Below are 17,458 nucleotides of genomic sequence, written 5' to 3' on the forward strand. Positions count from 1 at the left end.
AACAAAATTTAAAGTTGGTACTAATTGTTAAGATAAGACTTTGTGCGGATAATCCGTAGTCCGTAAAGTTATCTTTTGGAAAGTAAGATCGACACCGCATTTCCTCCAAAGCCGACGGCATTCACCATGACTTTTTCAATGGTTTTTGGAAGTGCATCATAAACTGCGAACGGAATGGGAATGGGCCTCTTGTGGTTAAGCATCAAAACAGCCATTTCCAAACTGAGCAAGCCTGAAGCTCCGAAGGTGTGACCTACTTTCCACTTATTGGTAGTCAAAAATGGCAATTTGTTACAGAACACTTTTTGAATGGCATTGAACTCAGATTCGTCTCCTTTGATGGTTCCCGGGGCGTGCATCACTACGGCATCCACTTCGGATGGATCCAAATTCGCCAAGGCCATTTGCATGGAATCCTGGAAACATTGGGCATCGGTACTGATGGACACACTATGCTCCAAGGGTTCGGTGGCATACCCAATTCCTTCAATTACTGCCAGGGCATTGGTTTTTTGACCTTTTTCCAAACAGGCAAGTGCCGCGGCTTCTCCCAAAACCATGGTGTTCTGGTTTTTGTCCAAATCCATGGCCAAACAGGGATAATCAACTCTCGACTGCGCTCGAGATGACATCTTGGAATACACTTTTAGGGCCTGCATCTGGGCGATGGTGAAAGGGGTCAGGGGTGCTTCGCTGCCACCCACCAAAAACTTGTCAGTCATTCCACTTTGGATCCAAGCGACAGCGTTCAACACAGCATGCAAGGCCGTGGAACAGGTAATGGAGTGGGAAATTTCCGGGCCCTTTGACTTTAAATCATGTGCCACCCAGGACGAAATATTTCCCAAGGTTGTAGTAGGAGAGGAAAGCGTAGCCGATTTACCATCGGCCAAAAACTCCTGATGGTATTTTTCAAAAAGGGAGGTGGCCCCTCGAGACGAGCCTATATTGATCCCAAACTGGGCTCCCTTTTCCCAACCGGCATTGGCCACTGCCTTTCTAGCAGCATAAATGGCGAACAATACGGAATCATCCAAATGCCTGTACTTGGCATCGGACTGGCGTAAGTCCTCAATTTTTAGCTTAATGGATTCCGGTAATTGTGAAACCCAAACCATTTGTTCTCCAATAAGCTTCTCGGAGAGGAAATGTCCCTTTTGGTCATATGATTGCCAAACCTCTTCCAAGGATTCTCCCAAAGCGGAAATGGAGGATAGGGCCGTTATGGAAATGGGTTCTTTCAACATAACAAATACTTAAACCAATTCAAGAGCCAACCGAATGGCATCATAAATCCTGTCCATCTGTGTCTTGGTGGTTACATACGGCGCCAAAATATATATGGTGTTGCCCAATGGCCTCAGGAATACTCCTTTATCCATAAAATGTTTGAAAAGTCGGTTCCGAAGATTGCCGTAGCGTTCCATTTGCACTTTCAGATCCAAGGCATAAATGACCCCAAGTTGTCGCGTATTGGCTACTTTCGGATGCGATTTAATTTCATTGTCGAATGCCGTATGCCACTGGATAATATTCTGGATATTCTTTTGGATCTCTTCGGTCTGTAACAGCTCCAAAGCGGCCAAGGCTGCAGTGCATGCCAAAGGATTGGCGGTGTAGGTATGCCCGTGGAAAAGTCCCTTGGCCACCTCATCACTATAAAAGGCCATATACACTTCTTCCGTGCAAGTGGTGAGTCCCATGGGGATCAAACCGGCCGTAAGGGCCTTGGACAGGCACATGATATCCGGTTGGGTAGACAAATATTCCGAAGCAAAGTGTTTGCCTGTTTTTCCAAATCCGGTCATGACCTCGTCGGCAACAAGCAACACTCCATGCGATTTGAGCAAAGCGAGGATTTTTTCAAGACCTTCGGCATCGTGCATTTTCATGGCTGCGGCACCTTGTACCAAAGGTTCGTAGATAAATCCGGCCAAGTTGTTGTTTTTCAATCGCTTGGTCAATTGGGCCAAAATAGAATCGATATTTTTGGCCGTAGGTACAGGTATCCGTTCCACTTCAATAAAGAAATCCTCAAAAGGACCATTGTAAACCGAAAGGCCCGAAACGGACATGGCACCAAAGGTGTCGCCGTGAAATCCTTCTTCAAAAGCCAAAAGCACATTGCGTTTTTGACCTTTGTTGAAATGGTACTGTAAAGCCATTTTGATACCCACCTCCGTCGCTGTAGAACCATTGTCCGAAAAGAACATTTTCTGCTGGTTCGGTGGTAAAATCTTGATGAGTTCTTCCGAAAGTCGAACAGCAGGCTCGTGGGTAAATCCACTAAAGACCACTTGATCCAATCGCTGCATCTGTTGCATGACGGGTTCCAAAATATACGGGTTGCAATGGCCATACACACAGGTGTACCACGAGGAAATGCCATCCACATATTCCTTACCTTCCTCATCATACAACAAAGCCCCTTGCGCTCTTGCAATGGCGAGCATTTCAGGATAGATTTTATGCTGGGTCAGGGGGTGCCAGAGGTGTTTTTTGTCCCGATCCGATAATTTTTCCAGTGCTATGGAATCTCTCAAAACATTCTATTTATCTATATTGCAAAGATGATCATTAATAGCCAAAAAAACCGACCTTGACCGTGCATAATCCATTTGTGATTCGAGACTACGAAGACCTGAATTGGAAACGGGTCCTATTTGTTTTGGCGTTGTTGGCGCTTATTATCCGGTTTCCTTTCTTTTTTAGGGATTATGTGGATCGTGATGAAAGTACCTTTATCATTATGGGGCAATCGTGGGCCGACGGGCATTTGCCCTATATCCAACTTTGGGATTTGAAACCGCCCATCACGTTTCTCTTGTTTGCTTCGATCATCAAGATGTTTGGGCAGAGTTTTATTGCGATACGATTTTTCGGTTCGTTGATGGTCGCCATCACGGCTTTGTTCACTTATGGCATTGCCAACAAAATTACTTCCAAAAAAGTAGCTTTTTGGACAGGTGTGTTCTGTGTTTTTTTTCAAAGCTTATTCGGAAGTCTACAAGGGGTAATGTCGGAACATATTTGCACCCTCTTTTTTGTGATCGGGGTCTATCTGTTGTTCTGTAGAAAGGTTTGGTATCTCTATTTGGCTTCCGGGTTGCTTTTCGGTTTGTCCATCATGTCCAAATTGAACATGGCCTATCCCGTATTTGTGGTGGGATTGTTTTTGCTGTGGGAAGGATTCCGGGAACGGAAAATAGCACTGACAATTGCCAATATGACCATAATGGTCATGGGTACGGTGTTGATCGTATTATTGACAGCCCTACCGTACTATCTAGAAGGGAATGTGCAAATTTGGTGGCAATCCATTTTTAAGGCCCCCATGGCTTATTCCGAAGGAAAATTCCATTCCCCATTGAATACCCTTCCCTTTTTGATCATCATCTTGGGGTTGTTGGCCATTGGGTTCAAAACCAAAGTTATCGATTACAAATCCAGAGGACTACAACTATTAACGGCGGTTACCCTTGGCATTTTGTTGTCCTTTATGCAGGCAGGAAAAGTGAATGGGCATTATTTGATCCAACTGTATCCCTTTATTTTGATTCCCTTGGGTATGGCGGTTGCCAAACTTCCCCCGCTTCAGAAAAAATTTAAACCCGTCATCATTATATTGCTCCTTTTGATTCCCATGGAATCCTATTTGGAATATGCCAACATCATTTCCAACAAAATGAAAAAAGGGTCCTTTTTTAATGGCGAAGGAGTGGATGTGCCACAATACATTATGGACCATCATCTGGAAACCCAAAACATCTTTTTTACGGAATACCATATTGGATACTGGGTTTTAGGCGTATCGCCACCTACAAAGGCCGCTACCCATCCCAGTAATATTACTCGGGAAGAGTTGTTCCCTTACATGGAAAACCCAAGACGAAGGGGAATGGAGGAATTGCGCTACATTATGGAAGTTATCCAACCCAAAACCTTGGTGGCACGTAAGGGCAAGGAAATTTTCGACAAGAAATTACTGGAGTACAATGCCTATATCGACACCTATTTGGCGGAGCATTACACTTTGGCGGCTACGGTAGATAGAGGCCTTATTTATCAACGGTCAAAATGATAGCAGGGCTTCATGAAATGCTGCGGCGTATTTTTTGACCACCTCTTTGTTGAACTTTTTCTCCTCATTGATCCGGCCTAAAAAGACGGCCCCTGTTTTTTTCAGGATGATTTCCTCGGTCGTAGGGTGTTCGTTTCCGCTAAAGATAATTCCGATCACAACGCCTTTCTGTTGCAATTTTTCAATGGTCAATAAGGTGTGGTTAATGCTTCCCAAATAGTGTCTTGACACCACGATTACTTTGTAATCGGGTTGGATGAGATCATAAATGGTGTCTGTATCGTTCAGGGGCACCATCAATCCGCCCGCCCCTTCGATCACCAAATCGTTCTTGGTCGTGGGCAGCACTATTTTATCCAACTGAATGGAAATACCATCGATATCCGCCGCGGCATGGGGACTCATCGGGGTTTTCAGGGCATAGCTGTTGGGATGGATCACCGTTCGGTCGTTCGAGATCAAGGCCTCTATTTTATGGCTATCGGAACGATCCAAATCTCCTGCCTGAATGGGTTTCCAATAATCCGCTGCAAGGGCTTCCACCACAATAGCGGAGGCCACCGTTTTTCCCACTTCGGTCGATATGCCGGTAACAAAAAATTTCATTTGGAAGGTCTTGTGATAAAATTACACTGCAAACATCGGTACTTAGTGGATTCAAAAAAAGGAAAGAGCTTATAAAAGAAATTTTTTCTGGCATAATAGATCTCGGATCGGGTGGCCTTGCAATTGGGACAAACAATGGGGTTACCGAATTTATCCGTGGCATAGCCCCGTACCTCGTCATAAATCTGTTTTGCCCTATCCCAATCGGTGGCATATACCTGCAACCTAACCCCGCCCATGGCCCCGCTAAGGGAAGGGTCAGAATTTACGGTGGCCTCATCCCGTAAAAAAGCGGGTATACCTTCGGCTTCCAATTTGCCCTTAATGATCAAGGCATCGGCCGGAAACTCAAAACTTCCGATGGTATGGAATTCCACTTTCATGGTTGCAATTCTTTTTTCAATGATAACAAAACTCGTGAGATTTCTTCTGTTGTATTGAAGGCATGCAGGCAAAAGCGAAGCCGTTCACTGCCTTCCTTTACCGTTGGGGACAATATGGGCTTTACCTCAAAACCCTCTTCCTGCAAATGGGCAGCTATTTGCTTCACCCTGCCACTCCCTGGCACCACCACGCAGTGAATGGCGGAATTGCTTTCCACAAATGAATCCGAAATCCCAAGCTTTTTACACTCTTCTTTAAAAAATCCTATGTTTTCAAAAAGTTGGTTATGCACAGTTGGTCCTATTTGACCCAAAACCTGATATGCTACCTGAACAGCTGCAACCGAATGGGGTGATAGGGCGGTGGTATAAATCAAGCTCCTGGCAAAATTGACCAAGTAATCTTTCAATGCTTCACTGCCCAAAATCGCGGCACCATGACACCCCATGGCCTTCCCGAAAGTAATGAGTCTGGCAAAAACTTGTTCTTCCAAGCCCAAGGCACAAACCATGTCCCTTCCCTCTCCAAAAATACCGGTGGCATGGGCTTCATCAATGATCAGGTAGCACGAATGCTCTTCACACAATTTGACCATTGCAAAAAGGTCCGGGGTATCGCCATCCATGGAAAACACCGATTCGGTAACAATATATATATCCGCATCTTTAGCTGACTGTGCTTGAATCGATTCCACTCTTCGTTTCAAGTCGCCTACATCGTTATGGGCAAACTTGTACGACTTGGCATGGCCCATTTGAATGCCGTCACGTATACTGGCATGTATCAGCTCATCATAAAGTACAATATCCCCTCGCTGTGGCACGGCGGAAAAAAAGCCGACATTGGCATCATACCCCGAATTAAAAACCAATGCTGTCTCGGCACGGTGATGGACTGCCAAAAAGGTTTCCAATTCCGAATAACCAGTATGATTGCCAGTAAGCAACCGTGAACCCGTGGCGCCGTTAAAGTTGTTCGTACCGTGCAATAATTCGAGGGTCAACTTTGCTATGTCATCATTTTGGGCCAATCCCAGATAATCGTTGGAGGAGAAATCGATACGGTCGGTATAAGAGGGTAGCCGTCGAAAGGCATCTTGGGCCAATCGTTCCCTTAATTTGTTTTCCAATTTTGGCGGCAGTTTCTCCATACCACAAAAGTAGTACTTCCTAATTTTAAGCCTATCTTAGAGGTCCATAAATCGAATTGAAAATGAAAATCAAATGCTCCCTATTCCTTTTGTTAACAGCAATGGTGGTTTCGGCCCAAACCAATACCTACACCATTTCCTTTGATAATGCCGTACACCATGAAGCGGTCATAAAAGCCAGTTTCCCAGAATTGCCCAACGGAGCCGTAACTTTTCAAATGAGCAGGACCTCTCCGGGACGCTATGCCCTTCATGAATTTGCCAAGAACGTGTATGGTTTTACGGCTACCGATAGCAAAGGGAACAGCTTGGTTGTTGAACGTCCCAATCCCTATCAATGGGTGGTATTGGGGCATGATGGCACCATACACATCCAATATATTCTTTTCGCCAACCGCGGCGGAGGCACCTATTCGCAAGTGGATGAGACCCATGCCCATTTGAACATCCCTGCCACTTTCATGTTCTCTCCCTCGTTGAACGAGCGGAAAATAGAAGTGACTTTTGATGTTCGCGAGGATTTAAATTGGAAAGTGGCCACCCAGTTGCCTTTGGTTTCCGGCACTACCTATATGGCCCCGAACCTCTATTATTTTATGGACAGTCCTACGGAAATCAGCAACTATATGCTACGTTCTTTTGAGGTTGATGGAATGCGGGTAAACCTTGCTTTGCACCATAACGGAACAGAGGATGAAGCCGATACCTATTTTGAAAAAGTGAAGAAAGTGGTCCTCACCGAGAAGGAGGTGTATGGGGAACTCCCCAATTATGATTACGGTTCCTATACCTTTTTGGCCTGCTACATTCCCAATGCTTCCGGAGACGGCATGGAACACCGCAATTCTACCATAGTCACCAATACCCGAAGCTTGGCCGATGGTGGCATGGATGGCAATATCGGTACCATTTCCCATGAATATTTTCACTCTTGGAACGTGGAACGCATTCGGCCCAAATCGTTGGAGCCTTTCGATTTTGAAGCTGCCAATATGAGTGGTGAACTATGGTTCGCCGAGGGTTTTACCAGTTACTATACCGGATTGATTTTGTGCAGGGCCGGACTAATCACATCCAAGGAATATGTGGAAGGCTTGGCAGGCACCTTTAATTATGTATGGAATTCCCCTGCCCTACAATTTTTCAATGTGGTTGAAATGAGTTATCAGGCACCCTTTGTAGATGCCGCTACTTCGGTAGATCCCGTAAACAGGGAAAATACTTTTATCTCCTACTACTCCTATGGAAGTGTATTAGGACTGGCATTGGATCTTTCCCTTCGGGAAAAAGGCCTCAATTTGGACAATTTCATGAAGTCTGTCTGGGTAAAATACGGTAAAACTGAAATTCCCTATACCCTCGAAAATTTGCATGAAGCATTGTCCGAGTTTGCGGGCAAATCCTTCGGTGATGACTTTTTCAACAATTATGTGTACCAAAGCAATATGCCCAATTATACCCCATTGTTGAACGCTGCCGGGGTTCTTTTGGAGCAACCCAAGAACGAGCCTTACTTTGGTGCCTACACCGTAGTAAATGCGGAAACCACGGAAGCAACCATTCTCAGGAACACCAAAATGGGAAGCCCTGCCTATAAGGCCGGTTTGGACAATGGTGATGTAATCCTGAACATAAATGATATGCCATTTAAAGCCGACCAAAAGTTTGACGAATATCTCAAGCAATTTGAAATGGGAACTCCACTAAAAGTAAATTTCACCCGTTTTGGCACTCCAAAAACCACCACTTTGGTTTTGGAACCCAACCCAGATTATTCGTTCAGTTTGATGGAAGACAAGGAACAAAAACCTTCCAAAAAAATGCTGCAGTACCGCAAGGACTGGTTAAAAGTGGAATAGATGATCACCTATAAGCAAGCTTCTACCATGGAGGAGTTGGAACAGATTCTGGCCCTTCAACAACTAAACTTGATCAAGAACATTTCAGAAGAAGAACGCAAAAATGAAGGTTTTCTGACCGTGGAACACGACATGGACATCTTAAAGACCATGAACGATGTGTGCGGGCATATCATTGCCGTTGAAGATGATCAAGTGGTCGGTTTTGCCCTTTGTATGCATCGTCAATTCGCCAATAGTATTGATCTATTGCGACCCATGTTCGAGGAAATTGATAAAGTGATCGAAAACAAAAATGGGTACATGGCCATGGGACAGATCTGTGTGGCAAAAAGCCATAGGGGAAGAGGGGTATTCCGTAACCTGTACCTGACCATGAAAGAAAAACTACCTGAAGGTATAGATACCATCGTTACCGAGGTGGAAGGTAAGAATACAAGATCTTTGGCAGCACATGCCGCCGTTGGATTTAAAACGATCAACGTTTACGCTTCCGGGGAACTGGAATGGCACTTGATTATTTTACAATAAAAAAGCCGCTCCAAGGAGCGGCTTTTTTGTGAATGAATTCATTTATTCTTAATCGGCCAATACAATGACCTTGTTGTCCTTCATTTCAACGGTACCGCTGGTGATGGCCAAAACGGTCTCCCCATTGCTTCCCTTTGAAAATTTATCCTGAAAAGCCTCATCAATGGTGATGTTACCCTTGACCTTCACGTTTCCTTCTTGTAACAGGGAAACAATGGCTGCGTGGTTTTCCAACATCTGGAACTCCCCATCAACACCAGGAACGATAACCGAGGTTACTTCCCCAGAAAACAATGTGGCTTCCGGTGATACGATTTCTAAATACATACTTTATAGTATTGAGATATGAGATACCAGTATTGAGACCATTCTAACTTCTAAATACCAGCGTATAAGTTCTGTTCTATGCTTCGGCTAACATTTTCTCTCCAGCTTCAATAGCTTCCTCAATGGTTCCTTTAAGGTTGAAGGCCGATTCTGGCAAGTGATCCAATTCACCGTCCATGATCATGTTAAATCCTTTGATGGTTTCCTTGATATCAACCAATACCCCTGGTATACCGGTAAACTGCTCAGCTACGTGGAAAGGTTGGGACAAGAAACGTTGTACACGTCTTGCCCTACCTACCGCCAATTTATCCTCTTCGGAAAGCTCTTCCATACCCAAGATAGCGATGATATCCTGAAGCTCCTTATAACGCTGCAACAACTCTTTTACGCGTTGTGCACAGTTATAATGTTCTTTGCCCAAGATGTCCGGGGTCAAAATCCTTGAAGTGGAATCCAAAGGATCCACGGCCGGATAAATACCCAACTCGGCAATCTTACGGGAAAGTACGGTAGTGGCATCCAAGTGCGCGAACGTGGTCGCTGGCGCTGGATCCGTTAAGTCATCCGCAGGTACGTAAACTGCCTGTACAGATGTAATGGAACCTCTTTTAGTTGATGTGATCCTTTCTTGCATGGCACCCATCTCAGTAGCCAAAGTAGGCTGGTAACCTACCGCAGATGGCATACGTCCCAAAAGGGCGGATACCTCAGAACCTGCCTGCGTGAAACGGAAAATGTTGTCCACGAAGAAAAGAACGTCCTTACCTTGTCCTTCACCGGAACCATCACGGAAATACTCGGCAATGGTCAATCCTGACAAGGCCACACGGGCACGGGCACCGGGAGGTTCGTTCATCTGACCGAACACGAAGGTAGCTTTGGACTCTTTAAGGGCCTTTTTGTCCACTTTGGACAAATCCCATCCGCCTTCTTCCATAGAGTGCAAGAAAGCATCTCCATATTTTATGATGCCTGATTCCAACATCTCACGAAGCAAGTCGTTCCCTTCACGGGTACGTTCCCCAACACCGGCAAATACGGATAGACCACCGTGACCTTTTGCAATGTTGTTGATCAACTCCTGGATCAATACGGTCTTACCTACACCGGCACCTCCGAACAATCCAATTTTACCACCTTTTGCATATGGTTCAATAAGGTCGATTACCTTGATACCGGTAAAAAGTACTTCGGTAGAAGTGGAAAGGTCTTCAAATTTTGGGGCTTCCCTGTGGATAGGAAGTCCATTGCTTCCAGTTTTGGGTAGGTTTTCCATACCATCGATGGCATCACCGATCACGTTGAAAAGTCTTCCGTATACATCCTCTCCGATTGGCATTTGAATCGGATTTCCGGTAGCAACCACTTCAACGCCTCTGCTCAAACCATCGGTAGAATCCATAGAAATGGTCCTAACAGTATTTTCACCAATATGCGATTGTACTTCCAATACCAATTTGGAGCCATCAGCTTTTGCAATTTCAAGGGAATCGTAAATCCTTGGAATCTGCACCCCTGATTCAAACTCAACATCAATGACCGGGCCTATAATTTGGGCAACCTTACCTGTAACTTTAGACATTAGTGTGTTTATTTTTAATTGAATACGAGGAAAAAAACCGTTTTTTTTCCGGCTGCAAAGATATGCTTTTACATTTTTATTCAGAAACTGATTTTAGCTTTTTTTAAAAGAAAAAAGGCACTGAGAATATCAGTGCCTTTTATTATCCTTTTTTACTGCCAATTAAGGGTTTATGGTCCAGGATACATAATAAATGGAACCTACGAATCCGGTACCAATGGCAGTGTAGTATTCATCCCCCAATATATTGGAGCCCCCTACCTTGAAAACGGATTTTAAAGAAGGTACTCCGTAGTTGATCTGCGCATCCAAAACCGTAAAGGCAGGGATGTCACCATCAGCAAAAGAAGCTTCCCAATAATAGCTGTCGCTCCATCTATAGTTTACATTGAAACCGAAATTCTTGAACAGTTCGGTATGGCCAAAGTGAGCTTTTACCTTATGTTTTGGTGTGTTAAAGTTGGTCCTTAAATCAGGATACAATCCCCTGTCAATGTCCAATTCAGCATAGGTATAGTTTACACCAAGATCAAATCCACCCAACTTGGTATCCACACCAATGGTTCCACCAAATGAGTTGATGTCTACATCGGAATTGGTGTATGTTTGGTAAACCTTGTAATCTCCATTTTGAAGGGCCAACAAGGAAAGTCCTCCATCGCCTGCTTGGCCATAAAGCGGAACTGCTACGGCAGTATTGGCCAAAAAGCTGGAATAGCTGTTATAATATCCACTCAAATCAATGGTGAACTTGCCCAATTGGGAACGGTAACCTACTTCGTAAGCAGTGATTTCTTCTGGTTTTACCAAAGGAGTTTCCACTGCGGTTGGCGCACCGGCCAAAACAGAACCAATGGAATAGGCATTTTCATATGCGGCACGACCTACTACCTGCACTGAGGATTGGCCTGTCAAGGTCTGACCACTTTGGCTCAAATTATACGTCCTTACATCCCTATCCAAGTTGGAAGGGGCAGAACCTACCAAAACGGCAGAACCGGCATCCAAGCCAATGAACAAGTCTTGGGTAGTAGGGTTCCTGAAACCTTGTTGAACGGAAACCCTTAAGTTGTGGTTTCTTTGTTCGCCAGCAGTATAGGCCAAAGAGACCCTAGGGGAAACAAAGCCGTCAAAGAACTCATTTTTATCATAACGGGCAGAACCGGTAAACTTCAATCGGTCATCCAAAAACTTCTTTTGAAGTTGGATGTAGGCACCATATTCATTGTAGGAAATAGGTCCATCGATATCGGTAAAGATGGTTCCGTTGGAATTCAATACATACTCACGGAATGATCCTCCAACCTGAAGATCGGCCCAATTATCTATCAAATGGGCAAAGTTGTAATTACCGTTAATGTGTCTGAATTTGGTCTTATCAATAAACTTGGCTCCCGTTGTCAGGTTTCCATCATTGGTTACCCTGTTGAAGGCGCTTTCAAATGCTGGGGTGCCGGGTATCAATCGCCCAGTGTCCGCAGCTTGCCTTGCTGCAATGTGTGCTTGGGTAGAAGATTGTTCCGGGGTAAGGCCCGCTTGTTGTATCCCTCCCAAATAAGCAGGAATATAAGTGGAGGCATAATCCGTGAACCACTGTACATCAGATTTCCATGAACGGTTCACATTGATGGCCGCGAAACGGGTATCGTAAGCATCCCCAGAATTTTCAGAAACAATGTATCCCCTTAAAAAGAAGTTCTTGTTCTTAATCTCCAGTTTGTGCTGTTGCATGGTAAATCCGCTTACCGCATATCGGTTGGCCCCTTGATAGATTGTGGTACCGCGACCGATCCTACTGTTGAAAATGATTTCAAAATCGTCTGCGAATGGACGTAAGTGCAAGGCAAAGTCTGCTTTTACGCTTTCCGCACCATAATCAGCCAAATCTGCTTCATCATATCCTGTTCTTGAAATACGTGCTGAACCTACAGTTCCTGAAGGCAATCCGGCCGCTGCATCAAAGTTCAAAGTGGTAGCTACCTCATCCCCATACACGTTCAATCCATTGTATGCCGGATTGGATCGATCAGCACCGGGATTGTTTAGGTCTACCCTACTGTTGGCATGCCAATCCTCACCTGTTAACACCGATAGGTTGGCCTTAACGGCTACCCTATCACTAAAGGCATGGGCAGCACGTACACCAAAGTCTTTATAAAAATTACTTCCGGCAGCATCCTGAACGGTTACCCCTCCTTTGAAATAGGCACTGATCCCTTGAAAATCAAAAGGGTTCTTACTGTTCATGAACAAAATACCGTTAAAGGCACCTGCACCGTACAATGCCGAGGAAGCACCTGGTAAGATCTCAACACTTTGCACATCCAACTCGGACATCCCCACAAGGTTACCCAAAACGAAGTTCAGACCTGGGGAGGTATTGTCCATACCATCTACCAACTGCAAGAACCTGTTATTGGCAAAGGTGGCAAAACCTCTAGTGTTGATGGACTGGAACGTTAAACTGTTCGTATTGATATCCACTCCTTTCAAATTTTGGAGTCCCCCATAAAAGGATTCAGAAGTGGTATTCTTGATTTCCTTAAGTCCGAACCGTTCCACGGAAACCGGCGATTCGAAGATACGTTCCGGGGTTCTGGAGGCGGAGATCACTATTTCATCCAGCAACGTGGATGCCTCTTTTAAGGTAATGGACAAGGTTTGGTTATTGGCAGTGACACTGGCCAAAAAATCAGAAAAGCCAATACTGGTAAACCTAAGTTGGAATGGTGGTCTTTCCGAAGTATTGAACGTAAAGTTACCATCGAAGTCGGTCGTGGTCCCCTCCGCTTTGCCCACCAACACTACGTTGGCCCCAGGAACCGGTTGATTATTTTCATCAACTACTTTCCCCTGTACGGTAGTCTGAGCATAGGAGACGATACCCAACAGCATCAGGGAAATTGCCATAAGTCTTTTCATCGGTTATGAATTAGAGTTAATTTAGTTTTTATGTACATGTTCAGTTATGAAATGGAAGATACATTATTTTCCATTTCCATAATACAAATATGAAAAAAATTATGCGTGCATAATACTTTTTCAGTAAAAATCCATGGGATAATATACATAATCAATAAAAAAGCGTCCAATTGGACGCTTATAAATTCAAAATCTCGATATTTTTTGGTTACTCCACGGTAACCGATTTAGCCAAGTTTCTAGGCTGGTCCACATTGCAACCCCTCATCACTGCAATATGGTAGGACAGTAATTGCAATGGTATGGTAGTCAACAAAGGTGAAAGACTTTCAGAAGTTTCCGGCACCTCTATCACGTGGTCTGCCAATTCTTTCACGGATTGGTCCCCTTCGGTAACAATGGCTATGATCTTTCCTTTTCTGGATTTGATTTCCTGGATATTGCTCACTACTTTTTCATAGTGTCCCTTTTTGGTGGCAATTACGATAACCGGCATTTGCTCATCGATCAGGGCGATAGGACCGTGTTTCATCTCAGCAGCGGGATACCCTTCTGCGTGGATATAACTGATTTCTTTCAATTTCAAGGCACCTTCAAGAGCAACCGGGAAATTGTAACCCCTTCCCAAATACAAACAGTTAGTGGAATCTTTATAGATATGGGAAATCTCTTCCACAACGGGATTGGACAACAAGGTCTTTTCAACCTTCGCAGGAATCCCTTCCAACTCTGCCAAAAACTCGTGGTATTTAGACTGTGACAAGGTTCCTTTTTCATGTGCCAGTTTAAGGGCAATCAGCGTTAGTACCGTAATCTGCGTAGTAAATGCTTTGGTAGACGCCACCCCAATTTCGGGACCAGCATGGGTATAGGCACCGGCATGGGTTTCCCTTGCAATGGAAGAACCCACCACGTTGCACACCCCAAATACGAAAGCCCCTTTTTCCTTGGCCAATTTTATGGCCGCCAAGGTATCCGCTGTTTCTCCCGATTGGGAAATGGCAATAAGCACATCTTTGTCGGTAATGACAGGGTTTCTGTAACGGAATTCAGATGCGTATTCAACCTCTACAGGAATACGGGCCAAATCCTCAAAAATGTATTCTGCTACCAATCCGGCATGCCATGAGGTACCACAAGCCACAATAATGATGCGATTGGCATTCAGGAATTTCTCCAAATTCTGGTCAATCCCTGCCATTTTGATGATTCCCTTATTGGCCAAAAGTCGACCGCGGTAAGTATCTAGAATGGCCCTTGGCTGTTCATAGATTTCTTTGAGCATAAAATGGTCGTAACCCCCTTTTTCAATTTCTTCAAGGTTTAATTGCAGTTCCAAAATGTTGGGATAGGCAATTGCATCATCCTTGATCTTGCGTAATTTGATCTCTTTCCCTATACGCACAATGGCCATTTCCTCATCTTCAAGATACACGGCATTGTTGGTGTATTCAATAAATGGCGAAGCATCTGAAGCAATAAAATATTCATTCTCCCCAATACCTATAGCCAAAGGACTTCCCAATTTGGCCACTACGATTTCATCCGGCTTGGTTCGGTCAAAAACTGCAATAGCGTAGGCCCCCACCACTTGGTTAAGGGCAATTTGAACGGCCTTGCCCAATTTGACCCCTTCTTTGTTCTTTACTTCCTCAATAAGGTTGACCAACACTTCGGTATCGGTATCGGATTCAAAAGTGTATCCGCGTTTGATGAGGGCTTGTTTAATGGCATCGTAGTTTTCGATGATACCGTTGTGGATGATCATCAAATCCCCTGAGTTGGAATAATGTGGGTGGGAGTTTACATCATTTGGGACCCCGTGGGTGGCCCATCTTGTATGGCCTAACCCTAATTTACCAGAGGTACGTATTGAATTTTCTGCTTTATTCCTTAAGTCTTCAACCTTTCCCTTCGTTTTGGAAAGGTGCGTTTTTTCACCATCAAACAATACGATACCAGCACTGTCATAACCACGGTACTCCAGTCTTTGGAGACCTTTAATTATAATTGGGTACGCTTCTCGATAACCAATATATCCTACTATTCCACACATAAGTATATTTTTTTGACAAGTACCGCTTTTGGGGGAAAGCGGCATACAAATTTATAAGGTATATGTGAAAAAATATAAATACGGCCGTTTAAAACGATGAAAGTTCAGAAATGATCTGTAATGGGCACCTTAGTTGGCCTCTGTATAAAATATTTCCAATTTCAACTTTTTGGCTTCTTCCCCAGCCCCAACATTACTTCCATAGAGAACGGTTCCCAATGGGCTAACTGTTGACATTACAGGATAAAACACTCCTTGCATGCCACTATCCACAGCTTCTTGAACATTTGGAAAAGCAATATTGGAGGTCATCGTCAACGCCAGTTTGGCATTTGTAGAATCCCTTACAATAATATTGTTGATGTGCTCCGTAATCCTGATGGTATATTGGACTCCCAAGCCATTTTCTTTTTCAATAATTCCATCATGACTGGTATACAACCTTAATGGATTGTTTGTGGTAGCGGTTGTACCTATTTCGTTTGTTACATCATACAAAGGCATACTTGTTTCACCATTGTACAGATATAACCTCGGAGGCTCTACGGTTCCACCTGCCAAATCCAAGGTTTCCCTATCTATATAAAACACCAGCTTGGCTTCGTTGATCACCCAATTTTTGGATCTGATCTGGTTGATAATCTCTGAACCTCCATTTTCAGATTCGTCGAACAATCGGATTTCTGTCAGGGTAGCACCGCCCTTTACATAAATTCTGGAACTGTTGGAATCATTATCCAATGCATCGGCTATGTTGGTCGGGAACATCTCGTTCTCAAAAACATTCACAGCATTGCCGGTAATCCCAGTTGTTCTATTGGCCGCCAACAGACTCAACACAAAATCCTTTTCCCTTGTCACCACCGTCTCCTCTGAGGTATCGTAATCTTGGTACTCGTAAGTTACCGTAATGTTGGCCTCGGTAAGGTCCAATAGGAACATCAACTCGTCCATATCGGCTCCTGAAAGGTAAATACCTCGGAAAAAGTTCCTAAAATTGGATTGACTCAACAGTTCTGACTGGCCTTCTTTATCCAAAAGGTTCTGCTGAAAAAAATCCGGGTTCAAAGGCACTCTAATGCCAGGATTCAATTTGGTATCCACTTGGGTAGATTCATCAACATCCTCGGTTTCCGGGTCATCTTCCTTATAAAAAAGGTATTCTTCATTGTTGATGGTCACTTCCCCATCGAAAAGGGTCTCACCAATAAATGCCGAAAAATCTTGGTTGGAATAGTATTCCTGGGCTTCTTCAAAACTTGAATTTGGATCAAGGTCCCTCAATAAATAATTAGATCTGGCCACAATTAAATTGAAGGACTGGTTTCTGTCCCCGTAGATACTGTCCAGATCAAAACGCTTTGCAAAGTTATTTGCCACAAAACCATCCTGGGTACCATCATCATCCGGATCGAAAGGATTGGAACCGATCACTCTTTCCTGGTTGTCAGTAACCCCGTCACCATCCCAGTCTGAATTGGGATCGTCAATATCGTCACCACTTTCAAACTCGTCATCAACACCATCCCCATCACTATCCGATGAAGGCGGCAATTGAAAAGGAATGTAAAGGTAAACCTCCTTTACGGTTTCGTTTTCCACTACGGTAGATGCACTATCATCAGAATCTGCTTTATCTTCAGAAGCTTGTGAAATATCTCCGAAGGTTGGTGAGGCATTGGGCAGGTTTACTTGTGATATAATGCTGGCCTTACGCTTTCCATACACAGGATCGTTGAATGTTCCCAATTGGTATAAAGGCAATCTATTGGTCTGTACTGCCGTGATACCCTTGTTAAAGGCAAAAACGTCATATTCCATTTTGCCAGTGGTAAAGGGTTCCCCGGAAACCACACCCTCACCAATGGTATCCAACTCATCATCACAAGAAGCAATCAGCAGAAACAAAGTTCCGACCATTGCCGAAACTTTAAAGATTTTGGAAAATCCCATGCAA

At 44.2% G+C, this 17,458-nt stretch carries 13 protein-coding genes; 3 read left to right on the plus strand and 10 right to left on the minus strand.

Annotation, left to right across the window (positions count from 1 at the left end; all coding sequences use genetic code 11):
* Positions 1-68: 68 nt before the first annotated feature.
* Both GTK07_RS00660 and bioA read right to left on the minus strand, forming a co-directional pair.
* Positions 69-1,247, minus strand: a complete 1,179-nt coding sequence (locus GTK07_RS00660; RefSeq protein ID WP_163631813.1) for a beta-ketoacyl synthase N-terminal-like domain-containing protein — start codon at positions 1,245-1,247, stop codon at positions 69-71.
* Positions 1,248-1,256: 9 nt separating this feature from the next.
* Entirely contained in the window at positions 1,257-2,543 is a 1,287-nt protein-coding gene (gene bioA, locus GTK07_RS00665) for an adenosylmethionine--8-amino-7-oxononanoate transaminase (protein ID WP_235932399.1), read from the minus strand.
* Between the two features lie 62 nt (positions 2,544-2,605).
* On the opposite strand from bioA, the gene GTK07_RS00670 reads away from it, so the two are divergent.
* The gene (locus GTK07_RS00670) at positions 2,606-4,081 is read left to right on the plus strand and encodes an ArnT family glycosyltransferase (RefSeq protein ID WP_313790698.1); all 1,476 of its coding nucleotides are present in this window, start codon (positions 2,606-2,608) and stop codon (positions 4,079-4,081) included.
* On the opposite strand, the gene bioD is transcribed toward GTK07_RS00670, so the two are convergent.
* From bioD to GTK07_RS00685, 3 genes are read right to left on the minus strand one after another with little or no spacing between them, the layout of a single operon-like run.
* The gene (gene bioD, locus GTK07_RS00675) at positions 4,073-4,687 is read right to left on the minus strand and encodes a dethiobiotin synthase (RefSeq protein ID WP_163631819.1); all 615 of its coding nucleotides are present in this window, start codon (positions 4,685-4,687) and stop codon (positions 4,073-4,075) included. The two genes, GTK07_RS00670 and bioD, sit on opposite strands and share 9 nt — an antisense overlap.
* Positions 4,684-5,070, minus strand: coding sequence for a putative signal transducing protein (locus tag GTK07_RS00680; protein WP_163631822.1), 387 nt, complete (start codon positions 5,068-5,070; stop codon positions 4,684-4,686). Before GTK07_RS00680 ends, bioD begins: the two co-directional genes overlap by 4 nt.
* A complete protein-coding gene (locus GTK07_RS00685; protein ID WP_163631825.1) occupies positions 5,067-6,221 on the minus strand; it encodes an aminotransferase class I/II-fold pyridoxal phosphate-dependent enzyme in 1,155 nt (384 codons plus the stop codon). The genes GTK07_RS00680 and GTK07_RS00685 overlap by 4 nt, the downstream gene beginning before the upstream one ends.
* Before the next feature lie 62 nt (positions 6,222-6,283).
* On the opposite strand from GTK07_RS00685, the gene GTK07_RS00690 reads away from it, so the two are divergent.
* Positions 6,284-8,080 (plus strand): M61 family metallopeptidase, encoded by a 1,797-nt coding sequence (locus GTK07_RS00690; protein ID WP_163631828.1) that lies wholly within the window; start codon positions 6,284-6,286, stop codon positions 8,078-8,080.
* Positions 8,081-8,611 carry a GNAT family N-acetyltransferase gene (locus GTK07_RS00695; protein ID WP_163631831.1) on the plus strand — a complete coding sequence of 177 codons (531 nt, stop codon included), beginning with the start codon at positions 8,081-8,083 and terminating at the stop codon, positions 8,609-8,611.
* Between the two features lie 48 nt (positions 8,612-8,659).
* Here the strand turns inward: GTK07_RS00695 and GTK07_RS00700 are convergent, their stop codons facing one another.
* The 5 genes from GTK07_RS00700 to GTK07_RS00720 form a co-directional block, all read right to left on the minus strand.
* Positions 8,660-8,938, minus strand: a complete 279-nt coding sequence (locus tag GTK07_RS00700) for a F0F1 ATP synthase subunit delta/epsilon (protein WP_163631834.1) — start codon at positions 8,936-8,938, stop codon at positions 8,660-8,662.
* Between the two features lie 76 nt (positions 8,939-9,014).
* Positions 9,015-10,523: a F0F1 ATP synthase subunit beta gene (atpD, locus tag GTK07_RS00705; protein WP_163631838.1), complete on the minus strand. Its 1,509-nt coding sequence runs from the start codon at positions 10,521-10,523 to the stop codon at positions 9,015-9,017.
* 162 nt (positions 10,524-10,685) lie between these two features.
* Positions 10,686-13,445: a TonB-dependent receptor gene (locus tag GTK07_RS00710; protein WP_163631844.1), complete on the minus strand. Its 2,760-nt coding sequence runs from the start codon at positions 13,443-13,445 to the stop codon at positions 10,686-10,688.
* A gap of 208 nt (positions 13,446-13,653) precedes the next feature.
* Entirely contained in the window at positions 13,654-15,501 is a 1,848-nt protein-coding gene (gene glmS, locus GTK07_RS00715) for a glutamine--fructose-6-phosphate transaminase (isomerizing) (RefSeq protein ID WP_163631848.1), read from the minus strand.
* 129 nt (positions 15,502-15,630) lie between these two features.
* A complete protein-coding gene (locus tag GTK07_RS00720; protein WP_163631851.1) occupies positions 15,631-17,454 on the minus strand; it encodes a DUF4270 domain-containing protein in 1,824 nt (607 codons plus the stop codon).
* Between the last annotated feature and the right edge of the window lie 4 nt (positions 17,455-17,458).

Source organism: Flagellimonas sediminis (genome assembly GCF_010500845.1).
Taxonomy (GTDB): domain Bacteria; phylum Bacteroidota; class Bacteroidia; order Flavobacteriales; family Flavobacteriaceae; genus Flagellimonas; species Flagellimonas sediminis.